General features: G+C 49.2%; 29 protein-coding genes. 23 read left to right on the top strand and 6 right to left on the bottom strand.

Annotation, left to right across the window (positions count from 1 at the left end):
- Positions 1-169: 169 nt before the first annotated feature.
- Genes nagK through Q3O60_RS02935 form a run of 4 tightly spaced genes read left to right on the top strand, consistent with a single transcriptional unit; the run spans position 170 to position 4,667 of the window.
- Complete coding sequence (nagK, locus tag Q3O60_RS02950) at positions 170-1,084, top strand: N-acetylglucosamine kinase (RefSeq protein ID WP_305892412.1); 915 nt, start codon at positions 170-172, stop codon at positions 1,082-1,084.
- Complete coding sequence (nagA, locus tag Q3O60_RS02945; RefSeq protein ID WP_305892499.1) at positions 1,074-2,204, top strand: N-acetylglucosamine-6-phosphate deacetylase; 1,131 nt, start codon at positions 1,074-1,076, stop codon at positions 2,202-2,204. The genes nagK and nagA overlap by 11 nt, the downstream gene beginning before the upstream one ends.
- A gap of 52 nt (positions 2,205-2,256) precedes the next feature.
- Entirely contained in the window at positions 2,257-3,567 is a 1,311-nt protein-coding gene (gene nagP, locus Q3O60_RS02940) for an N-acetylglucosamine MFS transporter NagP (RefSeq protein ID WP_305892411.1), read from the top strand.
- Positions 3,568-3,569: 2 nt separating this feature from the next.
- Positions 3,570-4,667 carry an acyltransferase family protein gene (locus Q3O60_RS02935; protein WP_305892410.1) on the top strand — a complete coding sequence of 366 codons (1,098 nt, stop codon included), beginning with the start codon at positions 3,570-3,572 and terminating at the stop codon, positions 4,665-4,667.
- On the opposite strand, the gene Q3O60_RS02930 is transcribed toward Q3O60_RS02935, so the two are convergent.
- The 3 genes from Q3O60_RS02930 to Q3O60_RS02920 all read right to left on the bottom strand — a co-directional run bounded on the left by Q3O60_RS02930 (position 4,664) and on the right by Q3O60_RS02920 (position 6,571).
- Positions 4,664-5,026 carry a DUF6768 family protein gene (locus Q3O60_RS02930; RefSeq protein WP_305892409.1) on the bottom strand — a complete coding sequence of 121 codons (363 nt, stop codon included), beginning with the start codon at positions 5,024-5,026 and terminating at the stop codon, positions 4,664-4,666. The genes Q3O60_RS02935 and Q3O60_RS02930 overlap by 4 nt on opposite strands.
- Before the next feature lie 20 nt (positions 5,027-5,046).
- Entirely contained in the window at positions 5,047-5,562 is a 516-nt protein-coding gene (locus tag Q3O60_RS02925; RefSeq protein ID WP_305892408.1) for an RNA polymerase sigma factor, read from the bottom strand.
- A 112-nt stretch (positions 5,563-5,674) separates the two neighbouring features.
- Positions 5,675-6,571, bottom strand: coding sequence for an AraC family transcriptional regulator (locus Q3O60_RS02920; RefSeq protein ID WP_305892407.1), 897 nt, complete (start codon positions 6,569-6,571; stop codon positions 5,675-5,677).
- A 139-nt stretch (positions 6,572-6,710) separates the two neighbouring features.
- Here Q3O60_RS02920 and Q3O60_RS02915 point away from each other — a divergent pair, with 139 nt between their 5' ends.
- The 5 genes from Q3O60_RS02915 to Q3O60_RS02895 all read left to right on the top strand — a co-directional run bounded on the left by Q3O60_RS02915 (position 6,711) and on the right by Q3O60_RS02895 (position 10,695).
- Positions 6,711-7,544 (top strand): SDR family NAD(P)-dependent oxidoreductase, encoded by an 834-nt coding sequence (locus tag Q3O60_RS02915; RefSeq protein WP_305892406.1) that lies wholly within the window; start codon positions 6,711-6,713, stop codon positions 7,542-7,544.
- Complete coding sequence (locus Q3O60_RS02910; protein WP_305892405.1) at positions 7,537-7,980, top strand: nuclear transport factor 2 family protein; 444 nt, start codon at positions 7,537-7,539, stop codon at positions 7,978-7,980. The genes Q3O60_RS02915 and Q3O60_RS02910 overlap by 8 nt, the downstream gene beginning before the upstream one ends.
- A gap of 244 nt (positions 7,981-8,224) precedes the next feature.
- Entirely contained in the window at positions 8,225-8,704 is a 480-nt protein-coding gene (locus Q3O60_RS02905; RefSeq protein WP_305892404.1) for a YehS family protein, read from the top strand.
- Positions 8,705-8,966: 262 nt separating this feature from the next.
- A complete protein-coding gene (locus Q3O60_RS02900; RefSeq protein ID WP_305892403.1) occupies positions 8,967-9,398 on the top strand; it encodes a hypothetical protein in 432 nt (143 codons plus the stop codon).
- Positions 9,391-10,695, top strand: coding sequence for a type II toxin-antitoxin system HipA family toxin (locus Q3O60_RS02895; RefSeq protein WP_305892402.1), 1,305 nt, complete (start codon positions 9,391-9,393; stop codon positions 10,693-10,695). Before Q3O60_RS02900 ends, Q3O60_RS02895 begins: the two co-directional genes overlap by 8 nt.
- An 8-nt stretch (positions 10,696-10,703) precedes the next feature.
- Here the strand turns inward: Q3O60_RS02895 and coaD are convergent, their stop codons facing one another.
- Positions 10,704-11,186, bottom strand: coding sequence for a pantetheine-phosphate adenylyltransferase (gene coaD / locus Q3O60_RS02890; RefSeq protein WP_305892401.1), 483 nt, complete (start codon positions 11,184-11,186; stop codon positions 10,704-10,706).
- 108 nt (positions 11,187-11,294) lie between these two features.
- On the opposite strand from coaD, the gene Q3O60_RS02885 reads away from it, so the two are divergent.
- The 3 genes from Q3O60_RS02885 (at position 11,295) to tdh (ending at position 14,306) form a co-directional block, all read left to right on the top strand.
- Positions 11,295-11,966: a TetR/AcrR family transcriptional regulator gene (locus tag Q3O60_RS02885; protein WP_305892400.1), complete on the top strand. Its 672-nt coding sequence runs from the start codon at positions 11,295-11,297 to the stop codon at positions 11,964-11,966.
- Between the two features lie 121 nt (positions 11,967-12,087).
- Positions 12,088-13,284 carry a glycine C-acetyltransferase gene (locus tag Q3O60_RS02880; protein WP_305892399.1) on the top strand — a complete coding sequence of 399 codons (1,197 nt, stop codon included), beginning with the start codon at positions 12,088-12,090 and terminating at the stop codon, positions 13,282-13,284.
- Positions 13,281-14,306, top strand: coding sequence for an L-threonine 3-dehydrogenase (gene tdh, locus Q3O60_RS02875; protein WP_305892398.1), 1,026 nt, complete (start codon positions 13,281-13,283; stop codon positions 14,304-14,306). The genes Q3O60_RS02880 and tdh overlap by 4 nt, the downstream gene beginning before the upstream one ends.
- Before the next feature lie 38 nt (positions 14,307-14,344).
- On the opposite strand, the gene Q3O60_RS02870 is transcribed toward tdh, so the two are convergent.
- Positions 14,345-15,244: an alpha/beta hydrolase gene (locus Q3O60_RS02870; RefSeq protein ID WP_305892397.1), complete on the bottom strand. Its 900-nt coding sequence runs from the start codon at positions 15,242-15,244 to the stop codon at positions 14,345-14,347.
- Positions 15,245-15,472: 228 nt separating this feature from the next.
- On the bottom strand, positions 15,473-15,655 hold the full coding sequence (locus Q3O60_RS02865; RefSeq protein ID WP_305892396.1) for a hypothetical protein: 183 nt from the start codon (positions 15,653-15,655) through the stop codon (positions 15,473-15,475).
- Between Q3O60_RS02865 and Q3O60_RS02860 the strand changes: the two genes are divergently transcribed.
- Genes Q3O60_RS02860 through Q3O60_RS02810 form a run of 11 tightly spaced genes read left to right on the top strand, consistent with a single transcriptional unit; the run spans position 15,654 to position 26,481 of the window.
- Positions 15,654-16,610 (top strand): hypothetical protein, encoded by a 957-nt coding sequence (locus Q3O60_RS02860; RefSeq protein WP_305892395.1) that lies wholly within the window; start codon positions 15,654-15,656, stop codon positions 16,608-16,610. The genes Q3O60_RS02865 and Q3O60_RS02860 overlap by 2 nt on opposite strands.
- 11 nt (positions 16,611-16,621) lie before the next feature.
- A complete protein-coding gene (locus tag Q3O60_RS02855) occupies positions 16,622-17,938 on the top strand; it encodes a YcaO-like family protein (protein WP_305892394.1) in 1,317 nt (438 codons plus the stop codon).
- A 9-nt stretch (positions 17,939-17,947) separates the two neighbouring features.
- Complete coding sequence (locus Q3O60_RS02850) at positions 17,948-18,775, top strand: SagB/ThcOx family dehydrogenase (protein ID WP_305892393.1); 828 nt, start codon at positions 17,948-17,950, stop codon at positions 18,773-18,775.
- Positions 18,772-20,139 carry a hypothetical protein gene (locus tag Q3O60_RS02845; protein WP_305892392.1) on the top strand — a complete coding sequence of 456 codons (1,368 nt, stop codon included), beginning with the start codon at positions 18,772-18,774 and terminating at the stop codon, positions 20,137-20,139. The genes Q3O60_RS02850 and Q3O60_RS02845 overlap by 4 nt, the downstream gene beginning before the upstream one ends.
- Before the next feature lies 1 nt (position 20,140).
- A complete protein-coding gene (locus Q3O60_RS02840; RefSeq protein WP_305892391.1) occupies positions 20,141-21,031 on the top strand; it encodes an ATP-binding cassette domain-containing protein in 891 nt (296 codons plus the stop codon).
- Between the two features lie 10 nt (positions 21,032-21,041).
- Positions 21,042-22,145: an ABC transporter permease gene (locus Q3O60_RS02835; RefSeq protein ID WP_305892390.1), complete on the top strand. Its 1,104-nt coding sequence runs from the start codon at positions 21,042-21,044 to the stop codon at positions 22,143-22,145.
- Positions 22,145-22,564 (top strand): DUF2141 domain-containing protein, encoded by a 420-nt coding sequence (locus Q3O60_RS02830; protein WP_305892389.1) that lies wholly within the window; start codon positions 22,145-22,147, stop codon positions 22,562-22,564. Before Q3O60_RS02835 ends, Q3O60_RS02830 begins: the two co-directional genes overlap by 1 nt.
- 48 nt (positions 22,565-22,612) lie before the next feature.
- Positions 22,613-23,260, top strand: a complete 648-nt coding sequence (locus tag Q3O60_RS02825) for an ABC transporter ATP-binding protein (protein ID WP_305892388.1) — start codon at positions 22,613-22,615, stop codon at positions 23,258-23,260.
- A complete protein-coding gene (locus tag Q3O60_RS02820; RefSeq protein WP_305892387.1) occupies positions 23,257-24,480 on the top strand; it encodes an ABC transporter permease in 1,224 nt (407 codons plus the stop codon). Before Q3O60_RS02825 ends, Q3O60_RS02820 begins: the two co-directional genes overlap by 4 nt.
- On the top strand, positions 24,473-25,207 hold the full coding sequence (locus Q3O60_RS02815; RefSeq protein WP_305892386.1) for an outer membrane lipoprotein-sorting protein: 735 nt from the start codon (positions 24,473-24,475) through the stop codon (positions 25,205-25,207). The genes Q3O60_RS02820 and Q3O60_RS02815 overlap by 8 nt, the downstream gene beginning before the upstream one ends.
- Entirely contained in the window at positions 25,207-26,481 is a 1,275-nt protein-coding gene (locus tag Q3O60_RS02810) for a hypothetical protein (protein WP_305892385.1), read from the top strand. Before Q3O60_RS02815 ends, Q3O60_RS02810 begins: the two co-directional genes overlap by 1 nt.
- The last annotated feature ends 11 nt before the right edge of the window (positions 26,482-26,492 follow it).

Raw genomic sequence — 26,492 nt, 5'->3', positions numbered from 1 at the left:
ATAAGCTTAAACCATACTGCTGAAAAAAATAAGCTCAAATATTCATCAAGGGTATTGTCATTTGTCAGATTTATTATATGCTGTTTATTAGAAATGACAACGCTGTCAATTGAATTAAAGTTCAAAAATAGTACAGCGACTATCAAACGGGTTGCATCGAGGTAAGCGGATGAGTACAGCAGGAGCGCAGCACTATTACTTGGGAATTGATGGCGGAGGCAGCAAATGCCGGGCTCTGTTGGTCTCCGATGATATGCAAGTGCTAGGTGAAGGCATTGCCGGGCCGGGTAATCCTGTACGTGGTATGGATATCGCTACCGCATCTATTATAGATGCCACCAAGCAAGCACTACTTTGTGCCGGGCTGCCTGAAAAGAGCATGGCTCAATTAACTGTGGGTGCCGGTCTGGCTGGCGTTAATGTGCCTCAATACTATGCGCTATTTCGTGAGTGGCAGCATCCATTTTCCTCGTTTCATTTGACCAGTGATTTGCACATTGCTTGCTTAGGCGCCCATCAGGGACAAGATGGTGGCGTGATCATTATTGGCACGGGTTCCTGTGGCTTGGCTCAGGTGCATGATGAGGTGGTTGAAGTTGGCGGTCATGGCTTCCCTTTCGGCGATAGCGGCAGTGGTGCTTGGTATGGCTTGCAATTGGTGCACCATGTGTTACTGAGCCTGGATGGCTTGGCTGAACCAACACTGCTCGCCAATGCATTGTTTAAAGCCAGTCATTGCCGTAACCAACTCGATCTCATTCAACACTTTATGCATAGCTCTCCTACCGTTTACGCACGTTATGCACCATTGGTGTTCGATGCCGCGGAGCAGGGGGATGCTACCGCTCAAGCCATTATTCGTAAAGGTGCTGGCCATATTAATGGCATTGCCCGAAGATTACTGGATGTGAAACCAGCCAGCATTGCCTTAATAGGTGGCTTGGCTTACAAAGTGAAGCCGCATTTAGATACGGATATTCAAGCGTTACTGATGAAGCCCAAGGCCACTCCCGAATGGGGCGCGGTATGGTATGCTCAGCAACTTCATGAACAGCAGGATACACACATTTATGATGCACTCTGAGCTAAAAGTTGCTCGTTTATTTGATGGGGAGCAATGGCAACACAATGTTGCAATCCGCTGGCAGGACGGTCAGATCATAGAACTGTTGCCATGCGATGCCAGTGAAGTCTCGGCCGGAACCTTGGTACCGGGCTTTATTGATCTGCAAGTCAATGGTGGTGGTGGTGCTTTGTTCAATACAGCGACCAGCCAACAAACGCTAGCCACCATGATGCAGGCTCATGCTCGCTTTGGTAGTACCGCCATGTTACCCACGGTGATCACTGACTCGATCAGCACCATGCAACAAGCCGCAGATGTAATCGCCATGGCCATTCGGGAACAGCAACCGGGTATTTTAGGAGTGCACTTTGAGGGGCCGCATTTATCGGTACCGAAACGAGGTGTGCATCCAACTGAGCACATTCGGTCATTGAGCGCTGATGAGCTGGCGATTTATCAACGGAATGATTTGGGCATTAAACTGCTGACAGTTGCCCCAGAAAACATAGCCCCTGAACACATCCGTCAGTTGGTGGAGCTGGGTGTGATCGTCTTTCTTGGCCATTCCAATGCCGATGCTGCAACGGTGCAAGCTGCATTAGCAGTAGGGGCGACAGGCTTTACTCATCTCTACAATGCCATGTCACCTTTAACGTCGCGTGAGCCGGGGATGGTCGGAGTGGCACTGGCCGATCCACACAGTTGGTGTGGCATTATCTTGGATGGTCATCATGTGCATCCAGTGGCCGCCAAGCTGGCTCTTGCCGCTAAACCGAGAGGAAAGCTAGTGTTGGTGACCGATGCGATGTCACCAGTGGGTACCGATGATACCGAATTCGATTTTTTCAGTGGCAAGGTGCACCGTGATGGCAGCAAGCTTACCAATGACGCTGGCTCACTTGCCGGCTCGGTGTTGGATATGGCCGCAGCGGTGCGCTACGCCGTGAACACACTTGATATTGAGCTGGGTGAAGCGGTGCGTATGGCATCTCTGTACCCGGCGCAAGCCATTGGCTGTGATGCCGAGCGAGGAAGACTATTACCAGGATTTAAAGCGGATATGGTGCTGTTGGATGATGCACTGTATTGCCAGAAGAGCTGGTTACACGGAAAGCCCACAGCTGCTTTGAAAGCATAGAATAACAATAACTGCCGTGGATAGCGGCAAATCGTCAACAAGGGGATAATCGATGGAAACTGCTGCAACTCAGGCTAAGCCACGCAGTAATGTGATGCCGATGGTGATCGTTGCCATCTTGTTTTTTGTGCTGGGCTTTGCCACCTGGCTGAATGGCTCTTTAATGCCGTACTTAACGCAGATGTTGTCATTGACACCGTTGCAGGCATCTCTCATTTTATTTTCATTTTATATTGCGGTTACCTTCACTGCCTTGCCATCGGCTTGGGTGATCCGCAAGGTTGGTTATAAGAATGGCATGGCGCTTGGTATTGGTATCATGATGTTGGCTGGTTTACTGTATATTCCGGCCGCGAAAACACAGATATTCGCCGTGTTTTTACTGGCTCAGTTGGTGATTGGTACAGGCCAAACGCTACTGCAAACTGCGGTGAATCCCTATGTAGTTCGGCTTGGGCCTGAAGAAACCGCTGCAGTTCGAGTCAGTATTATGGGTATTTTAAACAAAGGCGCAGGCGTCATTGCTCCTTTGGTCTTTACCGCTCTGGTGCTTGGTAGTTTCACCGCTCCGGCTGGTGCCGAACTTACTCAGCCACAGATTGATACTATGGCCGACCGGATGGTGCTTCCCTATCTCGGGCTGGCTATCTTTCTGGGGTTATTGGCAGTAGCTGTGCGTTATTCGCCATTGCCAGAACTGATCAGCGAAGAATTAGCACAAGATGCTGTTAATGAAGGGAAAAGCCCATTAAAAGCCGCGCTGGCAATTCCATCGCTGGTATTTGGTGTGGTCGCGTTATTTGTCTACGTCGCCGTAGAAGTAATTGCCGGTGATACCATTGGTATGTACGCCTTATCGCTAGGAGTCGAACGCTACAGTGTGATGACCTCCTACACCATGGTATGCATGGTGGTGGGCTATTGCCTTGGGATTGCCTTGATCCCCCGGGTATTGTCGCAGCAAACCGCGCTATCTATTTCGGCTGTATTGGGCGTGGTGCTCACGCTGTCGGTGGTGTTTGGCAACAATGAATCCTATGCCATCGCCAATGCAGTGTTGGTTCCCTTTGGTGGTGTAGCCTTACCCGATACTCTGATGTTTATTGCTTTGCTAGGTCTTGCCAATGCCATTGTGTGGCCTGCGGTTTGGCCGCTGGCACTATCTGGCCTTGGGCATCTGACCAGCATTGGTTCGGCGTTATTGATTATGGGCATTGCCGGTGGTGCTTTTGGTCCCTTATTCTGGGGCATCTTCAGTGGAACAGGTCTTGGACAGCAGGGGGCTTATATTGTGATGTTGCCTTGCTACGCCTTTATTCTGTTTTATGCGCTCAAAGGACATAAGATAAAAAGCTGGAAATAATCATGAATCAACCAGCAGTCCAGCGTTTTGTCGCGCTGGATGCCCTGCGCGGGCTTGCCATTGCGTTGATGATTCTGGTGAATACACCCGGCTCCTGGAGTCATGTGTATTCACCGCTGCTCCACGCCGAGTGGCACGGCTTTACATTCGCCGATATCGTTTTTCCGATGTTTTTGTTTGCCGTCGGGGCCGCCATGGCTTTTTCCATGGCAAAAGCGCAGCCATCGGCGGCGACCTTGCTGAAAATCAGCAAACGCACTCTACTGCTGTTTGGTTGTGGTGTATTCCTGCACTGGTTTCCCTTTACCAGCAGTTTGGTTGAACTGCGTATCCCTGGTGTACTGCAACGCATCGCGCTTTGCTATGGCATTGCGGCAGTACTGGTATTGTATTTCAAGCCCAGAGGCTTGTTGCTGTTAGCCCTGCTGCTGCCTTTATTGTACTGGGGGCTGCTCTGGCAATTTTCGTTGCAGCACCCCTACGAGCTCACCGGCAATGCGGTGCAGCGCTTTGATCTCTGGTTGCTTGGCCCTGCGCACCTGTACCAGGGGTTTGGCGCGGCCTTTGATCCGGAAGGGTTACTCAGTACCCTGCCAGCGATTAGCTCGGTTTTTATTGGTTATCTGGTCGCTGTTGAGTTAAGGCGCACTCACAAAGACAACAGTGTCTACTTGCTGACCTTGTGGGGCCTGGCGCTTGCTGTGGTTGGATTGCTTTGGCATCTGCTTTGGCCCATCAATAAGCCGCTCTGGAGCGGCAGCTATGTGGCGTTTTCCAGTGGTCTGATTTTGTTGTTGTTGGCGGCTATGGTTTGGCTGATGGATATTCGGCAAAAAAACTGGCTGCAGCCGCTGGTGATCTATGGCAGCAATCCGCTGTTTATTTACATGCTGTCCTGGCTCTGGGCATCGGCCGCCAGTCAGCTGATCCACTTTACGCATGATGGGCAACACATCAGCCTGTACCAATTTGGCTTTGACAGTCTACATGTGTTGCTACCCGCCAAACTGGCATCGCTGCTGTTTGCCTTGCTGCATGTGTTGCTGTTCTGGCTGCTGTCGTACGTGCTGTATCAGCGGCGGATTTTTATAAAGCTCTAAACCGTTTCCTGTTGCCGCAATCGCAATTCCAGCCGTCGAATTTCACGGGCGGTATGGTTGCGGTTGGTTTCCATAAAAATCCACAGCTTAATGGCTACCTGGGCCTGAAAGGCCAGTATCAGCCAGACACCCCAGAATAACTGTTGCTCAGGGCTAGCGACCACAAACTGGTAACCACACCAGAAAATAACGGCCGTCAGCACGACGGCCATCACATAACTCAGTTTCATCACCCAGCTAATGCCAGAGACGAAACCAGTTTTCAGGTAGCCTGCCAGGCCCTCTTGTTGCTGCATCATCCGATCCAGTTCAGCGGCTTGTTCGGCCAGATCTTGTTTGATTTTATCGTCGATAGTCATGGTATTTTCCTCTGTAGGTATTAATTAGCTTCGCCGTATAGCTGCTGTAACTGCTGCCTGGCCCGATGCAGGCGAGATTTCACAGTGCCTTCCGGCAGTTGCAACGCCAGCGCCGTTTCATGCACGGATAAATCGTGTAAATAATACAGCTCCACCACATCCCGCTCGTTGGCAGGCAATTGCTGCAACAGTGGTAACAGTGAGGGCGTCTCATCCGGCTCATCGCTCACGGCATGCGCTTCGGTGATGGCATCATGCGGTTGATTGCCACGTGCTTTGTGAAAGTCCATTAACTCCCAGCGCAAGGCACGATACAGCCAGCTGCGAAAGACCCGCGGGTCGTCCAGACTACGAATGCGCTGATTCACTTTTAACCAGACATTTTGCACCAGATCGTCCGCCACCGAGCTATCTGCTAAGCGACCCGCCGCAAAACGACGCATGCCGGGGTAAAAGTAGCGGTACAACAGCGTAAACGCTTTGCGCTCTCCGTCTTGAACCGCCAGTACCAGCAGCTCTATCTCTGCATCATGCATTCATGGTTTCTCCTGTAGTCTGGTTAAAAGACGAGGCACAAGACGGTTTGGTTCGCGGCAACAAAAATAAATGCATGAAAGCGGCTAAGCGTGCGGTTTGCAATGCTTAGGGCTACACAAAATCGCCCAATGCGGAGGCTTTAATTCGAGCTATATCTTTCTTGGGAGGCATGCCGAACAAGCGGGAGTATTCTCTGCTAAATTGAGCGGGTTCTTGATAGCCTACTTCAAATCCAGCTTGTGCGGCATGGTACCCTTTGGCAATCATGAGCTTTCTGGCTTTCACTAAACGCAGGCGGTTGCGGTATTGTAATGGGGAAATTCCGGTTACAGCTTTGAAGTGCGTGTAGAAGCTGGACAAGCTCATACCCGCCAGCTGCGCTAAGTGCTCCACGTTATCCGACTGCGCGAAGTTCTCTTCAAGCCACTTGATGGTTTTATACAAGGCATACTGTTTGCTGTCTTTTACCAGCTGTAGCAGCAGTGTCTCGAGTGGCACCTGCTGTAACAGACGCCAGTAGATTTCTTTTTGAATGAGGGGAGCCAATGCCTGAGATGTGGCTGGCGAATGCAAGGAATCCAACAGTCGGCCTACCGTATCCATCATGTATTCATCCATTTTGGCAACTGCCATGCCGGAGACAGGCTGGCAGGGCTGCTGTGCCAAGGCTTGGCTATCGACCAATTCCGCAATCACCTTTGAGTCGATATCGATGCGCAAACAAAGGTAGGGGCTGGTATCAGAGGCCTCCATTACCGCCCCCAATACCGGTAAGCTCAGAGCACCTACTACATAGTTTGCAGTATCGGTCTGATAAGTAACCTGTTCCAGCCGGGTCTCTTTCTTGCCTTGCAAAACGATGCAGACGGAGGGCTCATACAGCACCATTTCAAAGGTGGTGGGCTTGTTAGAGCGAACAATGCTGAGCCAGGGGAGGGCGGTTGTGTGCAAGCCTTCCTTGCGAGTGAAGGATAGCGTTTTTTGCACTGCATACTCTAAGTTACGCATAGCTATGGCCTTGTGATATCAAACCAGATGAAATCGCTGATTTGGACAATTGTACAAGAAATAGAGAGTTGAATGATATCGATATTCGCCTGACCCCCGGTAAAGTACCTGCTCTTGTTACAACACAAAGAGGTTTCAAATGAGTAAAACATGGCTGATAACCGGTGCAAACCGAGGCATTGGATTGGAAATTGCGCAATCTGTGTTAGCTAATGGTGACAATGTGGTGGCGACAGGCCGAAGCTTAGCAAAACTGGAAGCTGCTTTAGGCAAGCCTTCGGCGCAGTTAGCTTTTGCCCAACTTGATGTACAGTTCCCAACGCAGGCGCAAGGTGCAGTCGATGTTGCGCTGCAAAAGTTTAAACGGATAGATGTATTGGTAAACAATGCTGGTTATGGACAGTTAGGACATTTCGAGACGGTGTCTGATGAAGCAGTAGCTCAGCAGTTCTCAACCAATGTGTTTGGCTTAATGCATGTGACGCGTGCGGTTCTCCCGGTGATGCGTGCGCAGCGTTCAGGTCATCTGTTCAACTTGTCCTCTATTGGCGGCACATTAGGATTCAACGGTGCTGCTATTTATTGCGCTACCAAGTTTGCGGTAGAGGGGGTATCGGAAAGTCTGGCACTTGAGTTGGCTCCTTTTGGTATTAAGGTAACTATCGTTGAGCCAGGGTTCTTTCGCACCGACTTTCTGGATATTTCCTCCGTGAAATATGGTGATCAAACCATTGAGGATTATGCTGAGGGTATTAGGCAGCAACGGGCAGAGTTTGATAGCTATAGCCATGCTCAGCCCGGTGATCCACGCAAGTTGGCAGAAGTCATGGTTAGGCTATCTAAAGAGGATGCGCCGCCATTAAGGCTGGTTGCTGGCTCAGATGCACTGGAAATGAGCCGGAGTTTACTGGCTGCTCGGTTGGATGAACTTGAAAAATGGAGTGATACTTCGGTATCGACCGCCCATGAGTAACATAGTGCGTACGGTACTCACTGTGTTGCTTTTGGGGGCATTCGCTCCTGCTCAGGCGGAACAGCTGAAAGCTATGGTTGCCGACAAGTTTTCAGCCTGGCAACAGGGTTCTGGTTCACCTTTTGAATTACTGGCTGATTCAATGCTATGGCAGGTTGAAGGGGAAGGGCCTCTGGCAGGTGTCTATAACAAAGATACTTTTTTGCAAGAGTTGGTGCTGCCGTTTAATAGCAAATTAGCCCAGCCACTTGTTCCGACAGAGGCTGAGTTTTATCAGGATGGGAAGACGGTGATTGCATTGTTTTCTGCAGAAGCAACCTTGCATTCCGGGGAGTATTACAGCAACAGGTATGTATGGGTTATGATCTTTGAAGGCAATGAAATTGTGCGGGTGCATGCGTTTTTGAATTTACCCGCCTTTGAGCGGGTGATGTGATGTAGTTGATACTGGCTTAAGCTTCTGAGCGGTGCCAGTATCTTCATTATCTATAACTGTATCTATAACTGTATTAATACAGTTAGTCTAACTTTCGCGTTAAATTTAAATTAATAATTTGTTTTTTTATGTATGTTGAAAAGTATAGGCACAGAATCTCCTTTACTCTTCTGATTCTGGTAGAATCTATATAACCCTGCCATCGTGGTGATGGTACTGGTTTGACCTAAGACTAGGATTTATTTTGACTACCAATGATATTTTGCGCCGTATACGCTATGTGTTTGATTTAAAAGATAGCGACATCAAAGATGTGTTCGCTTTGGCCGATGTGAGTGTGACCAGAGAGCAAGTGATCGCTTGGCAGAAAAAAGAAGAAGACGAAGCCTTTATCAGCATGACTGACCCTGAGTTAGCTGCTTTTTTAAATGGGTTTATTGCGCTCAAGCGCGGTAAGCGTGATGGCGAGCAGCCGAAGCCTGAAGCAAAACTGACCAATAACATGGTGTTCCAAAAGCTTCGCATTGCTCTAAATCTTCAGGCGGAAGATATTCTGGCCATCATGCAGCGGGTTGATTTTAACTTAAGCAAGCATGAATTGAGCGCTTTTTTCCGCAAGCCAGATCACAAGAATTACCGCGAGTGCCAAAACCAGGTACTGCGGAATTTCTTAATGGGCCTACAGCGTCAGTTGCGGCCGGGTGACATGGCTGACGACGCTTAACAATATGTTGTAATCAGATTAAAGCGCGTAGTACCGTTGCGCGCTTAACTATCGTCATTGCCACCATTCATTACTACCAATAAAATTCATTATTTATATCTGCTATAGCGAAATAAATTATCTTAATATATCGATTTATCTATTTTGGTGGATGTTTCATGCCAAATCATCTACTATTACACAATAAATTGAATAATATGGCTGATTAGTATGCTAAAGCAGAATTAATCTGTGCTTTTTAACTGAAACGCAGGACGTGGTGATGAGCAACAAGACAATAATCGCAGAAGAAAAATCCCTGGCCAAAGACGCGTCAGCAGGCTCGAACATGCCCGGTGTAGCACCTGCTGCCGACAGTGTGCGGCTTATGCTGATGCAACGAGATCAGATGATGGCGCAGCTAAGGCAGATTGATGAGCAGATCACCGAGCAGTTAACCAAAGGCGCGAACAACAGCTATCAGCCACTGTCGCAAACATCTATCAAGCAAATGATGGAACAAAATATCGGGAGCCTGAAGGTTGCAGAGCTTTGCATGGTCTCCGAACTGGCCCCGGCAACCTACTACAATGCCTTATCCAAACTTGATACCGTCAAAGTCGGCTCGATACAGCGATTACTAAATGCAGTAGGGCTTGATCTGTTTATTGGCAAGAAAATAAACGCGCCTGTCGTGAGTGATAGGGATGACTAAAGGTCGGGTTGGTTACATCTACAGCCATCAGCACTTTGTTGGCGAGCTGGCTGAGGTCAATACACCAAAGGGAAGCGAATACCACTTTTCTTATGCGGCCTCCTATCTGGCTAAAGGGCTTGCGCCGATTGGCTTTCATTTGCCGTTAACCACTGAGCCTTACATCAGAAACAGCCTGCCGCCATTTTTTGCCAACCTGATGAGTGAGGGCTGGGTGAAACGGCATCAGGCACGTCGCGCAAGGTTGGATCAAGACGATAAATTTGGCCTGCTGCTTGGCCATGGTGCTGAGCTGATAGGCCCGCTGTCCATTGTCACGGCCTTTCAAGGGAATGAACTGACCACTCCAGGGCGGGCACTGCCGTCGCCGGTCAGAAAGCTCGATGGTTACAGTATCAACTTTGCCCGCGCTGAATTTAATGATGTGGCTTTTGAGTCATTGGATAAAGCATCCATCTCCGGGGTGCAGCCAAAGATGTTTTTGAAGGTAATGCCGAAAAAGCATGGGCTCAGTTTGACCAATGCAGTGGGCATGGGCCCATACATCGTCAAGCCATCACCTGCCGGCCTTCCTGAGCTTGCAGAAAACGAATACATGATCATGCGGCTATGTAAGCGAGTGGGTTTTGATGTGGCCGATCATCACCTGGTGCCATTTAGCTGTGGTGAGCTTGCCTATGTGACGGGTAGGTTTGATCTTGAAAGAAAAGGCAAGCGTCCTGAGTTTATCGAGGATATGGCCTCGGCACTTGATGTCGCGCCGGGCAATAAAAGCGATGATAGCTTGTCTTATGAACGAACCTTAATAGCTGCTCATCAGCTATGTGGTGGCCATGCCCAGGTACTGATTATGGGATTCAGGCAGGTGGTGATGGCGTATATCGTCGGCAACAACGACATGCACCTGAAAAACCTGGCGTTACTACGCCCGATGGATAGCCTTACTGCCACCGGCTTTACCAAAGTGTACGATATGCTCTCGGTAGCGCCTTATCGGTTATACGATAGGGCAGGATATCTCAGCTTATGCCTGCTGGAAGCAGAGGCTACAGATAGCGAATTCACCTCATCCTATGAACACTATGGCTATTACACCCGCCATGATTTTATACAGCTGGCGAAAAAAATAGGCCTGGGAGAAAAGCTGGGTGACAAATTGATATCGCAGCTGTGCGAGAAGGTCGGGCGCGCGGCAGAGGATGTTATCCTGAAATCCCCCGGCTCAGATGCGCTCAAGCACGTGATACTTGAACGGATCAAAGAACGACTAAAAGTGCTTAGGCAACCAGCTTTCTAAGTGCTTCCCTATTGCCCAAACTTAGCCTTCAACGCCGCTTCCACCGATGGGCAGACAAAGCCGCTGACATTGCCGCCGTGGCGGCAGACTTCTTTCACCAGAGTGGAAGAAATAAAGGTGTTTTTTTCCGACGGTGTCATAAAGATGCTGTCGAGCTCTGGGTTGAGTGTACGGTTCATGCTGGCGAGCTGAAACTCGTACTCAAAATCTGCTACGGCGCGAACACCGCGGATCAGCACCTGGGCCTTTTGTTCTCTGGCTAAGTCGGCCAGTAAGCCTGAAAAACCAATCACTTTGACATTGTCATGCCCTTCAAACAATTGCTTGGCCAGCTGTACCCGTTCGCCTAAGGTAAATAATGGTTTTTTGCTTGGGTTGGCGGCTACGGCAACCAGTACGGTACTAAACAAGCGGGCAGCCCGGAGTACCAAGTCGGTGTGGCCATTGGTAAAGGGGTCGAAGGTGCCTGGGTAAATGGCGATAATATTCATCAGTGAGTGGTTATCCTGTCGGGAAAAATCTCTGACTAGAGTTTTTAGTCAGTTTAGCGTTACTATACAAAGAAAGCGCCCAAAGAAAAACAACAAAGACAGGCACCGATGGAAAAGAAACTTCGCACCAAAGATAAAATCGTGCAGGCCAGCATCGAGTTATTCAATGCTCAAGGCGAGCGTGCGGTCACCACCAACCATATTGCGGCCCACCTTGGCATCAGCCCTGGTAACCTGTATTACCACTTTCGCAATAAAGAAGATATTCTGCGGCATATTTTTAAAGAGTACTGCAAGCTATTGGATAGCCGCATTCAGCCACCAGGCGATCGCAGCGAAGCCTTGGATGCGTTGGCTAATTATCTGGATGTGGTGTTTGAATTAATGTGGCGTTTTCATTTTTTCTATGCCAATTTACCGGATATTCTGGCGCGCGACCTGTCGCTCCACAAAGAGTATCAGGCAGTGCAAGAGCAGGTACTGCAGCGGGTGGTGAAAATTTTGCAGGCTTTGCGTCAGGCTGGAGTGCTTGAACTGCCGGAGGCCGATTTGGCTGAGTTTGCCCACACCATTAAATTGCTGGTGACTTTCTGGATCAGTTATTTAAAAACGCAGGCACCGGATAAAAGCATTGATCAGGCCAGTGTGTATCAGGGTGTGTTAAAAGTACTGTTGTTGTTTAAGCCTTATGCCAGTAAGTTAGCGCAACCACGTATTCAGCAACTGCAAGAGCACTACCAACAGCTGGCCGAGCAAACGGCGACTCCAGCGCTCGTATAGCAATCTTTACGAGCGCAGCGATGTTCAACAGGTCTGCTGTGAAAAAGACTGCAGTTTCAACGCCGAGTTAGTACAATATGCACTACTTGCGAATGACCATGCAGTTTTTCAGGAGACCCCTATGCCAGCCAATGCATTCTTGCAGCATCTTCAGCACCAAATTGATGACGTCAAAAGCGAGGGCTTATACAAAGCCGAGCGCTTGATCCGCTCACAGCAAAGTGCTTCCATCCGAGTCGGTGAGCGCGATGTGCTGAATTTCTGTGCCAACAACTATTTAGGCTTGGCCAATCATCCCGATTTGATTAAAGCCGCCCAACAAGGGCTTGATAGCCATGGTTTTGGTGTCGCTTCAGTGCGCTTTATCTGTGGTACTCAGGATATTCATAAACAGCTGGAACAAAAAATCAGTACCTTTCTGGGCATGGAAGATACCATCTTGTATTCGTCCTGCTTTGATGCCAATGCCGGCTTATTTGAAACTTTGCTCGGCCCGGACGATGCCATTATTTCCGATGCACTGAACCATGCCTCCATTATCGATGGCGTGCGCTTGTGCAAAGCCAAACGCTATCGTTATGCCAATAACGATATGGCCGAGCTGGAAAAACAATTGCAGCAAGCCAATGCTGATGGCGCGCGCTTTAAATTAATTGCCACCGACGGGGTATTTTCGATGGATGGCGTTATTGCCGACTTAAAATCCATCTGCGACTTAGCCGATAAATACGATGCCATGGTGATGGTAGACGATAGCCATGCCGTTGGCTTTGTTGGTGCCCATGGCCGCGGCACCCATGAGTACTGTGATGTGATGGACCGAGTGGATATTATCACCGGCACACTGGGCAAAGCCTTAGGCGGTGCCTCAGGTGGCTTTACTGCGGCGAAAAAGGAAATTGTGGAGTGGCTGCGCCAACGCTCGCGGCCTTATTTGTTCTCCAACTCGTTGGCACCCTCCATTGTCACGGCCTCGATTAAAGTGCTTGAAATGCTTGCAAGCGGCGACCAGTTACGGGCGCAGTTGTGGCAGAACGCAACCTATTTCCGTGAACAAATGCAGGCGGCTGGCTTTACGCTGGCGGGTAAAGATCACGCCATCATTCCTGTGATGCTGGGCGATGCCAAAGTGGCTGCTGAAATGGCGCAGCGCATGCTGGATGAAGGGATCTATGTCGTAGGTTTCTCCTTCCCGGTGGTGCCGAAAGGGCAGGCGCGTATTCGCACGCAAATTTCTGCTGCCCATACACGTGAGCAACTGGATCAGGCGATTGCCGCCTTTATTCGCATTGGTAAAGATATGGGAGTGATTGCATGAAAGCCCTCGCTAAACTGAAAGCTGAACCGGGTATTTGGCTGACGGAGACTGACAAACCGGACGTTGGCCCCAATGATGTGTTGATCCGCATTCATAAAACCGCCATCTGTGGCACCGATGTGCATATCTATAAATGGGATGAATGGGCGCAGAACACCATTCCACATGGCATGGTGGTTGGCCATGAGTACGTCGGTGTGGTGGAAGGTATGGGCTCCGAGGTGCGCGGTTTTCAGGTTGGTGATCGGGTGTCTGGCGAAGGCCATATTACCTGTGGTCATTGCCGAAACTGCCGCGCTGGTCGGGTGCATTTATGCCGTAATACCACCGGCGTCGGCGTCAATCGCCCAGGTGCTTTTGCTGAGTACCTGGTGATCCCCGCCTTTAATGCCTTTAAAATTCCGGACAACATCCCGGATAACATTGCCTCCATTTTCGACCCCTTTGGTAATGCAGTGCATACCGCGCTGTCGTTTGATCTGGTCGGCGAAGATGTACTGATTACAGGTGCTGGCCCGATTGGAATTATGGCTGCTGCGGTTGCACGCCATGTTGGTGCCCGCCATGTGGTGATCACTGATGTGAATCCATACCGGCTTGAGCTGGCGTTGAAAATGGGCGCCACCAAAGCGGTGGATGTCAGCAAACACAAACTGACCGATGTGATGAAAGAGCTAGGCATGACCGAAGGCTTTGACGTCGGTTTAGAAATGTCCGGTGTGCCTTCCGCGTTTAACAGCATGCTAAGCACCATGAATCACGGTGGCAAAATTGCCATGCTGGGTATTCCCCCCTCGGATATGGCGGTGGATTGGAATCAGGTGATTTTTAAAGGACTGATTATCAAAGGTATTTATGGCCGCGAGATGTTTGAAACCTGGTACAAAATGGCCAGTCTCATTCAATCGGGCCTGGATTTAAGCCCGGTGATCACCCACGAAATGTCGGTGGATAACTATCAGGAAGGCTTTGAAATCATGTGCTCCGGCCAGTCGGGAAAGGTCATTCTGAACTGGAGTTAATTCGCTCTGCTTTCTTAACCCCTCGGGACCCCGAGGGGTTATTGCTCATCAGCCAACTGAAACAGCCAGCGCATGCCGTTACGGTAGCTTGCCGTGCTATCGGCAGCATGGGTACCACCTTCAATAACCCTCATCTCCAGCTGCCAAGCTTTATTGTCACGGTCTCTCCAGTAAGCAAACCATTCGCTGGCTGCTGCCCGCAACTCCGGCCTGTCGGCTGAGCCACTGGTCACCATGAGGCGTAAATCGTCACGGCCGGCAACAGCAGGTGCTGAGAAAAATAGCTCACGACCAGGGGCAAAGGCCGGGTTGCTAGCAATTCGGCCCCAGAACAAATCCGGCTCGGTAAAGGCTGAGTAGAGCACCATGCTGCCGCCCCGGCTTTGACCAAATAACACGCGTTTGCTGGCATCGGCTCGGTAACGGCTTTCTACTTCGGGCAGCAATTCGTGCTTTAAAAATTGCAAGAAAGTGGCGGCAGCGCCATCCCCAGCGATCCCATCCGCTGCACCAGGGGTAAAGTCCAGGTGCCTTTTATTGATCTCCGGTGAAAAACCGCCATAGGCAATGCCAACCACGATGGCTTCCGGCAACTGGTCGTCATAAGTGAGAAATAAATGATTCGCCGCCAGAATTGGAAATAAGGAGTCGCCATCCAGCAGGTAGACTACCGGGTACTGGGTCTCGGCGTTGCTGTCATAGCCTTCTGGCAAACGGATATAAATATGAAAAGCACGGTCAACGGTTTCGGAGTGCAGCTTAAAATAGTCGCCCTGAAGAGCGGGCAGATGGTTCAGCGGCACCAGAGTCTCTGCTGGCTTCGTCAGTGGTGTATTCGTGGGCACTTCAGGAGGCTCCGCTATGACGGCTGCTGGTTGTGCAGCCGTAACCAGCAGCGTTAGGGCAATAAACAACGAGCTTGAGCGATAAGCTGGCATCAAAAAATCCTGTCTTAAGGGGGCCCTCGAATCATGCCATAAGTGGGCTAATCTTGTCGATTGGCGGCCTTTTTATGTCGATTCGCTCTCTTCGCGATAACATCAGATCAAATTCTTAATATGTTGACTATGCAGCGCCGGATCATGCCTTTTTGGCCTGCGTTCAATTAAAAATAAACGAAAGGAAATTGAGATGAATAACGTAAAATCAAGTAAAAAGTTAAACTTTTATGTGTCCAATGATCGTACTCGCGGTGTGAGTTCATTTGGCCTGGCTATTAAAGCTGGTCGTTGTTCTTCAACGTCATCGACATGTTGCTGCTGCTGTAACGGTCCTGTCAAGTAAGGTTGCAACTGACGAGAGCTATCGTCTGGTAGCTCTCTTTTACCACCAAACCGGAGAATGATCATGCAAGAAGACAGCCAGCTACTTGTTCATCCAGCCATTTCATGGCTTCAGTTTGACAGTGAGCACTTACAAATACGTGTTCCTGATGGACAGCATATTACTTTGGAAGAACGTGCCAATGAGACGCGTCAGATACTTGAGATGTTAAGTCAGCCGCACAGCTATGAAGCGACTATTGCCTGGGCTGATAGCCAGAACATAGACAGGGATATTGTTGATACTGTGCTCAGTACCCTGAATGATTACTCCATGATTGTAGAAACCAATCATGCACACCAGTCTGGACTTCCGGGTGTGTTCAGAAATGTGCTTGATTTTAATATTAACGCCAGTAAAGCGCTGCGCTCCGGCCTTGCTTTTCCCTATTTTAATCAGGTTGAAGTGGTGGGTGACTGTGACATTCAGGCGATGGTCGCGGATAGCGCGGCTGAGGTAGAAACCTTTTTAATGGCGCAAACTACTGGAAGTGAAAGGCGTCCCATTCGGATCGTTTGTACAGTCACAGGTGATCAACAGTTTCTCCGTAAACAGAACCAGCAGGCGGTGGCTGAAAAGGTAGCCATGTTGCCTATTCAGTGGTCAGACGATATGTTCACTATTGGTCCTCTGTACATTCCGGATGAATCAGCTTGCTACGAATGTCTCACCATTCGTCGAAGGGCATCTTCTAACTATCTGGCTGAGCTGGATGGCTGGCTAAGCAGTGCGGTTCAGCGCAGTCATACTCCTAAGTTTGACCGGCCCATGCAAAACCTGATCGGCTTTGCGGTAAGCCGTTACTTATTAATCGTCGGTTGCGGTATGTTCCATCTGATCAAACCTAATGAGGTTGAATCCTGGGATGTAATTAAGGCAGAAAAAAAGATTGGTGAGGTACTTAAAGTACCGCGTTGCGGGGTTTGTGGTCGTAAGAAAGCATCTGATCCGACTCGTGCCATTCGCGATCTGAATAGCTAAAGGAGTAGCAGATGGACCAGCTAAATGAAACCCTGTCCAGGCTTGTTGCTCCCAATTTTGGTTTATTAACCTATGTGAGCGAAGTTCAGATCCAGGCTGCAGAGCCTGATATCTTTGTGGCTGTTGCGGAGTATCAGGATCCAATCCGGGTGTCCGAGCATACCCGGCATATGCCCCTCGGTTCGAATGATGACCGGCAAGCATCAGGCGCAGGTCTGGACAGAGAGGCGGCCCTTTGGTCTACTCTGGGAGAAGCGGTAGAGCGCTATGCAAGTTCGATCGTCGATACAGATAATCTTTACTATGCATCATTTGATGAGCTTGATGGGGGAAAACTCAACCCCAGAGATATGATCCTGTTTGCTGACTGGCAATATGATTCAGAGAACTTTCCTTATGCCAGGTTCTGTGAAAATAAACCCTACGGCTGGGTCAAGGGTTACAACCTGAGCAGAGGGGAAGAAGCACATATTCCGGCACGGTTTGTCTACTTAAATTACATGGCCCGTTATCCACATGAAGCCCTGGATAATGGCTACAGCACCGGTTTGGCGGCCGGGCCGACTATGGCTGCAGCACTCTGTTCCGGCATCAGAGAGATTCTGGAGCGGGATGCTTTTTCATGTCATTTTTTGAATCGCATTTCTGCCCCCAAGATCGATCTGGCGGTTATCTGGGATGACTTGCCCGGAAAACTCCAACGCGTACTTTCACAGTCTAATATTGATTACAGCATCAGTAATATTACCTCAGAATTTGGTTATCCAGTGGTGATGTCAATCCTGAAATCCGGCGATAAGCTAGGTTTCTCAACAGGCACCAGTTGCCACTCAAAAGCAGGACTGGCACTTCAGAAAGCGGTGGTGGAATCTTTCCATACGTTCAACTGGGTGCTGGATATGAACCGTTGGCAAGAGCCTTTGGATGCTCCGGAAAAAGTCCGTTCATTTGCCGACCATGTTGCTTACTATCTGGACCCGGCCCGTCATCAGGACCTGCAGTTTATGACCGATCAGAAGCCTGCAGTCCCATTTCATGTGTGTTTAGAGGATTTTCAGAGCAGTGGCTTCGCTGATAAAGCGGAGTTACAGCGGATGCTCGATGTTTTAAAGGCGCACGGTTATGAGGTGTTTGCCGTCGATCTGACCACAGATGATATCGCATCACTGGGTTTCACTGTTGTCAAGGTCGTGATCCCAGGTTTGCAGCCGCTCTATTGCGGCCATGGCAATCAGCATTTGGATCCCCGACGTTTACGTCAGTTCACAGAGAAAATGGGATACCAGGCTCCAGAACAATTTAACACGACGCTGCATGCGTTTCCGTAGGAAATGATTATGAACTCAGAATATCAACAGTACATGACAAACATCGGTCTGCCACCAGCCAATTCGGAGTTACTGGAACTTTTTCATGAGTCTTCAAAAGTCATGTATTCCACCGCACTGAAGCGTGACCTCAGGATCGGTGCTTATTTGTATGACCCGCGCTGCGTATTGGAAGCGAGCCGTAACAAAAAGCTGTATCAGACATGCCCAATCACCGAACTTCCCAGGCCACAACGATTAAGTATGGCGCTGGACGATGTTTTTCAGAACCGGATCTCATGTCGTAGCTTTAGTGGAAAAGACATAGGTGCGCAATCCCTTGCCAATATTTTGAATGCTTTACGGGTAACCCGACAAGGTTTCTCAACAGAGTTTGAAGAGGTGCCGATGGTCATGCGCTCTTACCCCAGTCCGGGAGGACTCTATCCGGTAGAAGTCTATGTGCTTGCCGTCAACAGTGATGAGATTGAGGAAGGTGTCTATCACTATGACTTCGATGCGCAAAACCTCGCTCGCATCAGAGCGCTCCCGGCAAAAGAGTCGTTGCGACTGATGTTTGGGGATCACGACAATATGTGCACCAATACCGCGACTTATGCGGTTGTGATGACGGCGATCTTACCTCGCAGCACAGTCAAGTATGAAGCGCTTGGCTACCGTTTTGCGCTACTTGAATCAGGGATCGTGGGACAGCATTTGTCACTTGCGGCAACCGCCGCGGGTATTGGCAATTTGTTTTGGGGCAGCTATTACGACGATGAGATCCATGATCTGATCGGCCTGGATGGGGTGGAGGAAATTGTCACGAATTTCCTGTGGCTGGGAGACAAATTATGAACACCGAGCCAGCCAGGATTGTACCCTCTTCATCCAGCAATACCTTGGCATCACTGGCAATCACAGATGTCGTGAACGACATCTGTGAGCATGCCAGTCAGGGTAACTATCAACACAGTATGAGCGCTTTGCAGCAGATTATGCCTTTACTTAGTGGCGGGGAAGTGATGTCACTTTTGTCAGAGTTGGCTTTAGGGCGTCGATCCTGTTGCTGGCGGGAAGGGGTTTGGTTAACAGGAGCTGCCACTGATCTTGACGCTGACAAGATACAGCTGCTTAAGCAATGTGCTGAGCAGATAGCTGAGCATTTTCAGCTTAAACCGCCAGTCATTTTGGTAGCATTGCTGGATCAAGCAGAGTTACCACCCTACATGATTAGGATCATTAATGGTGTCGGTGTGTTATTTGCTCACCAGGCACACTTCCAGCGCCATATACTGGCGCACGAACTCACTCATGCGATTGCAGCAACAGGTCATCATTTCTTGGATGAGTCGCTGGCCTATTATGTTGAGAATCTGATAAGCGGTCAGTCGTTTGTAACCGCATTGCAGGCGTTTGAAATGGAAACCCTGTTGCAAATCAGTGATATCACAACACTCAAAGATCGAACCCCAAATGAAGTGAATCACCACTATCAGCAAGGTGCAGCACTGATCTACTGGTTGGTTTGCAAGACCTCGTCCAATAAAGTCTATCAGTTTTACTGTTGCTACCCTCTGATTACCACCGGTACTTCAGTTTATAAAGCGCTCGAAGATTTTTTTGACATCAGGCTCTGCGAACTCGAACCGACACCTTTAATGCAACCTGATAGCCCTTTGCTATGTCTTGAACAGGCCGCCTATGCACTGAACCAGAGTTACTTTAGTGGCAAGTTGAGTGATATCGATAACCATATACGGGCATTACTCCAACATGCTTCTGCACTGAGCCGGCACCAACAGCTGGCCTTAATCAGAGGATTATTTAGCCGTATTTGCTACGCTGAGAAAAATATCGAGCAGGACAGGGCGACACTGCTGGCACTGGCCGAGCGCTATCTGGAGCAGCAGAATAAAGCGGATGCCACAACCTTCAGTGTTGCCATTATGATTGACTGCATAAAGATGGGCACTGCTGCGTCTTATCTTGATATACAGGAGCTTGCAACAAGCATCAATCAGCATTTCCGTCAGGGGCTGCAACTTCACCCTGATAATGGTGAGCTCAACCTGATGAAAGCGAAAAGCCTGTACGATACGCCAGAGGTGCAAGGGGGAGATAAAAAACTGGCGCAAGCTTTCTTTGCCAAAGCAGAACAAGATCCAGAGTTTGGACGGTTTATTTGCTTATTAACAGCCCACTATCATGAGGACGCTTGATATGGAAAAGCTGATGACAATCCAGCAGCTATTAGTGACACACAGCAATGACACCTTGCTTGACATCCCTGAGCTCGATCTGCTGAAGGGGTGCCAGATCGCCCTGGTGGGGGCGAATGGAGCCGGCAAGACAACGCTGTTGGAAAGTATACTGGGCTTGCGCAAAGCCGCAGGTGGTATAGCGCGGCTACACTGCGCCAAGCGCAATCTGGGCGTACAACTGCAAAATGCCACCTACAATCCGGAGATTCTGGTCAGCGATGTGGTCTCATTGCATGCAACCCTTTATGGGCAGAGCGACGCGGAGTTGTACGACAAATTTTTGCTCAAAGAACTTGCGCACAAAAAGTATGGCCGCTTATCACGGGGGCAAAAACAACGAGTGGATCTTTATGTCGCTCTTGCTCACAAACCTACTACCTTGATTCTTGATGAGCCAGGTACTGGCCTGGACAAGTATTTCTATGAGCAGTTTCTTCAAGTGCTTGCTGATTATCAGGATAATCCGGCAATCAGCATTGTGATGGCCACGCACACCGCTTCAGAGGTTGAGAATTCCTCCCATATTTTGTGGATTGAAGCCGGGAAGCTACAAGATTTTTCCGCCAGAAACACCATGTTGAATAAACACCTTGGTTCCTTTAAAGCGCATCTTTGTTACGAACCTCAGTTGGGCCTGGATGCACGTCTTGGTGAGCTGCTGCAGCTTGCTGGCGTCCGTCACCTTAGACGTCCAACTGTTCATGAAGCAGTTCTCTATGGCGATGAATCATTGAGACAGCCAATGCTGGAGCTCGCAGCTGAATACAAGTTCTCAACCTTCAGTTTAACCAAAACAGATGCTGGGGATTTTTTAGAGCTGGTGTCCGCAAACGGCTTCACAAAGCACTAGGAGAGTCATAATGTCAGTAATATCGATATTAACCTGGATAGAAATCAAAGCCTACCTGCGAAATTGGGGGGCAATTTTCTGGACATTTATCTACCCGGTGGCATTGCTTATTTTGCTGTCACTGATGTTTGGCGGTGACAAGGGGTACACTGCACGGATTGAAGTCGTGCAAGCTGCAGGCAACCCCGTTGCTGAAGAATATATCGAGGCCCTTCACGACAGAATGGACATGATCCCAGGCTTGAGTGTGCATACGGTTTGGCTTGATGATGCAACTCTGCCGCAAGCTGCTGTGATACGGTTGTCGTTTTCGCCTGATTTTGGACGTGACAATGCGCCCTCGGCAATAGGTGTTGAAGTGCTTGGTGAGGTTGATGCCAATCTTGGTGGGGTTTTGGCGCTACTGGGCGAACTGACCGAAGTGTTCAATCGGGTAAAAACCGGCGCCAGTCAACAGTTCTTTGTTGATTATGGACAAATCAACAGCAGTTCAGGCAATGGTTATAACTACAATGCATTTTTAGTGAGTGGCCTCACTGCACTGACTGTGATTTCAACAGCGATGTTTGGCTTTACCACCGTCCTGGTTGAGATGCGTCAGAATGGGGCCTTGAAAATGTTTCAGATCTTCCCTATGCGAAGAGGGCATTTTATCACCAGCTTTGTATTATCCCGCACCTTGGTGCTGGCCTTATTTTGCATCGCTTTTTTCTATCTGGCCAATGTGGCATTGCAAACTGGTGTCAGCATCACTGGACAGAGTATTGCTGGTTTTGTTTTGCTTCTGCTCTTGGGGATTATCACCTTTCTCGGTGTGGGACTGCTGCTGGTCAGCCTGATCAAGAAAGGCTCAACCGCAATTGCTATTATCAACATTGTAAACTTGCCGATTATTTTTCTCTCGGATTTGTTTATACCTGTTGCCAGCATGCCTGCCGCCATTCGGGATATCGCCGAACTCTCGCCGGTTTATCTGTTTGTCAATGCCATGCGCTCGGTCACTCAGCCTGAATTTGTGCTGAATGCTATTGTGCCGACTGTACTAACGCTGATTGGCATCAGCCTGGTGAGTTTCATGATCTCATCAAAGTCCTTTCAATGGAGAACAATCTAATGCGTACTATCAAAACCTTAGCTTTGACGGCTGGAGTTCTGAGCAGCAGTGTGCTGCATGCAGGGGATATTGCCGTGACTATCGACAACCTGACCGCAAATAAGGGCAAAATTTACGCAAGCCTGTGTCAGCAGAATGATTTTATGAGGGGGCGCTGCGGCTTCGAGATTGTCCGTCAAGTGCTGCAGCCACAGCAAACACTGATCTTTAACGACGTCGTTGCTGGTACCTATGCGGTTTCAGTTTTTTACGATGTGAATGACAACGGCAAGCTGGATACCAACTTGTTTGGGATCCCCAAAGAGCCCACAGGTGTCAGCAATAATGTGACTGGCAGAAATGGTCCTCCGAAGTTTGAAGATGCCAGCTTTGAGGTGAAAACCGGTCAATCCATACAGCTGCAAATTAGAGTCTTCTAGGGGAAAGATATGTGTAGTCATAGTGAAGCTGTTGTCATGTGTCGTCAGATGAGTAAGCGGTATCGAAAAGGTGAACTGGTTATCGATGCTCTTAAACAAGTTGAGCTGTCGCTGGACAAGGGGCAGCTGATTGCTGTCAGTGGCCCGTCCGGCAGTGGCAAAAGTACCTTGTTAAATCTTATTGGTTTACTTGATCAGCCCAGCGCCGGAACCATAGAGCTGTTTGGTAAGCGATGTGAATCACTGAATCGTGCCGAACGTCAGCGAATGCGCCGAAAGTATCTGGGATTCATCTTTCAGAACTTCAACCTGTTACCCGTCTTGAATGCTGTGGAGAATGTAGAGCTGTCGCTGTACGGTCACGCGTTGAGCAAAGAAAAAATGCGTGAAACGGCATTGAACATGCTGCGGCAAGTGGGGCTGTTAAATCGTGCTTACCATTATCCCAGAGAACTGTCAGGCGGTCAGCAGCAGAGGGTTGGTATCGCCCGGGCGCTTGTGCACCAGCCCAGGCTTGTCATGGCTGATGAACCGACAGCAAACCTGGATACCAAAAGCGCAACTGATATCATCGAGCTTATGCGTCTTTTATCCCATGAAATTGGCACAACCTTTCTGGTGTCAACCCATGACCCCCGGTTGCTAAAAAATATGGACAGGGAAGTAACATTAACAGACGGGGTATTATTATCATGATTTGGTTTACATTGGCATGGCGAAACTTTATTCGTAATACCCGCAAATCATACTTCACTTTACTAATTATTGTGGTAGGGACGGTCGCTTGTTCCATTGGTATCGCCTATATGAGTGCCACTTTTATGTTGGTCAAAGAAGGGACTATTCGTGGTGGTGCGGGACATCTGCAAATTGCCTCAACAGACTGGTTCGATGGCTATGAGGAATCAACACTTCAGCATGGCCTTTCACCCGATCTGGTTCGCAGCATTGAACAAATCAGCACCGCTCATCCTGATATACAACTGGCTATGCCGCGGATCCGCTTCCAGGGGCTGATCAGCCATGGCGATGCCAGCCTGGTTTTTATCGGTGATGCTGTTCATGCAAAGCTGGAGCGACAATTGTCGCAGGCTTTTGTCAGCACTGTCGAGGGCGTTGGGCTTGAGTATTTAAACGCAGAGCAGGTCTATTATGTGGTGATTGGCAGTGAGTTGGCACGCTTACTGGGCGTTCGTCCCGGTGATGATATTACCCTGATGGCAGTGACTGTGCACGGCGGCATTAATGCAGTGGATGCTACTATTGCAGGGATTTCCAGCTCAGGTAACCCTGATATTGACAAGATGCAGCTTTATGCACCCTTAGAGCTGGCCCAATCACTCCTGCTTACCGATAAAGTATCTAAATTTGTGCTGCTGTTAGAGGATGCGCAAAGAATACCCAGCGTACAAGCGGAACTGATTGCCAGCTTTCCGGAGTTAACCGTCAGAACCTGGCAGGAGCTGTCTCCGTTTTATGCTCAGATGGTAGCGCTGTACACCCGGCAATTCATTGTTTTCGGCATCATTATTGGGTTGGTTGTTGCGCTCACTACGGGCAATGCGATGCTGATGAATCTCTTTGAGCGCAAGCAGGAACTGGCCACTATGTCCAGTATGGGGCTGCCAGAGCGTGGCATTCAGGCCAGTTACTTATTTGAGAGTGCCTTTCTTGGGATTAGCGCCGGTGCACTTGGGCTACTTCTAAGTGTTGCTGCCTGTGAGCTGATTAACCTGGCATCTATCGACATGCCACCTCCGCCGGGGCGCTCTGAAGGATACACTCTGTTTGTATTATTCGATGCATTTCCGAGCTTGCTGTTATGGGGGGCGGTCATTCTTCTTTGCGTGCTGGCAGCAGCATTCGCAACGAACAGAATCAATAAATTACAACTTGTGGAGGCCATCAATGGCTAAATTCGTCATGTTTTACTGCCTACTCTTTGCACAGGTAGTGATCGCCGATACTTCAGCTCAGGCAGAGGTTGCACTAAGCAAAGCACAGCAGATTATTGCGTATATAGACAAAGGTCGGGCTGCCGATTCCCCTTTTGAAGTCAGGCTGGATGTGACCAGGACAAGCGAACAGAAATCGTTCTCCTATCGCCTGGTGGACGATGGGAAAAGCCGTTCGATACTGTATTTTTTAGATAAAGACCAACGTGGTCAAAAAGTATTGGCAACAGAAGATGAAACCTGGTTTTTTTCCAACCGCACCCGCCGGGCGATAAAGATCCCTGCAGCTCAAACGCTGTTTGGCGATGCCAGTATTGGCGACATTGCCAGGATCCGATTTGCTGCCGACTATACGCCAATCTCGCTCGCTCAGGACGGTGAGCACTATATTTTGTCCTTAAACAGTACACACCCGGCTGCGACCTATCAAAGGGTTATTATGACAGTACGCAGGGCGGACAGCTTGCCTTTGCAAGCCGAATTCTTTGCCGCATCAGGCAGGCATATGAAGACCGCCAGATTCACCCGGGTGAGCGTAGAGCAAGACATTCCGGTGTTTCACGAGTGGGAGCTGTTTACGCCAGGCAATGAGCAGTCTGTAACTATTGTTCGGTCTTCTCACTTTCAAGAGATCTCAATACCTGCGGTGGCTTTTACCAAATCCTACTTGGAACTGATGGCAAAGTAATGAAAGCACTCGTAATCACTCCATTCCTCTTCGCTGTCATCCTGCTGTCACCGGCTACGGCCTTAGCCAATGCACCGATAGCAGAAGTGATACAGGTCAGTTCTGTGGTCAATGAGCGCGAAACACTGTTAAACCCAGGAAAATTCTTGAATATTCCCACGCCATCCCATGAAACGGCTTTGATCCTGTCTGGTCAGCGTTCAACGGGCATGTTCACAACGTTCAACTACCGCACACGGCTGACTTATGATAGTGCGAAAGCGGGGCAGCGTTTTGATGCAAAACTGCAGGAGGCTTCTGTGAATACGTTTATCCAGGAACGCTGGGTAGTGAATGTCGGTAAGACACAGCTAAGTTGGGATATGGCTACCTCTTTTCAGCCGTTGGGCTTTTTTCAGGCCAATGAAAACCTGTATGATCTGACGGATATGCAAAGCCGATCCACTGGCTTGCCACTGATGGCTGCAAGCTATTTGCATCCATCCTGGAGCGCAACCCTGGTATACAGTGATGATCGATGGTCTGCCTATGATGGTTTCAATCGTGGAGTAGAGCAATGGGGGGGGCGTTTCCAATACCACACCAGGCTCGGTGAGCTGTCGTTTATTGTACAAAAACCTGCCGGGCAAAATACAGGGGCTGGCTTTAGCTACATCTTTTCACCGGCAGATTTTGTGGTGACCTATACGTCTGCTTTTTACCGGCAAGGCACCCGCAGGCCTCAAAACCTGTTGCTGGTATCTGAGCAACCTCAGCTAGTCGATTATTTTCCTTTCTCCCATCATGAAAAGGAGTCGGTTACACCATACTGGCGCGGTGTACTGGGTGCTAGCTTTGTATTCAGCCATCTGGATTTGACACTCGAATTGAGCCATGACAAGCGTGGTTTGGATAGGTTGATGTGGGACAGGTTAAGCAATTTGATCCAATTTCACAATGAACTGCTGAAAACGGAAATGAGGCCGGAAGTACGTGCCATGATTGGCCGCAACCTGTTCTTTGCCAGTCAGTCATTGTCGGTTCATGGTGCTCAGGAAAACTATTTGTTTGCCTACCTGAAGAAAGACACTGACTATGCAAACATGTCTCTTTATGGCCGTATGGCGATACAGGATAAGAGCGCTTTGGTTGGCCTGAACGTGCAAAGGACCTTTGTCAGGAGGCTGACTGTTTCAGTTAATGCTCAGAAGTTTATTGGCGGTCAACAAGACGAATTTGGTCTCACTCCGGTAGGCTCCTCCTATCAATTAACCTTCAGATACCTGTTGAATTAAGGAGGTAAGAG

This window comes from Alkalimonas collagenimarina, from assembly GCF_030717845.1.
Classification (GTDB): domain Bacteria; phylum Pseudomonadota; class Gammaproteobacteria; order Enterobacterales; family Alteromonadaceae; genus Alkalimonas; species Alkalimonas collagenimarina.
This window is presented reverse-complemented; position numbering and strand designations above follow the sequence as displayed.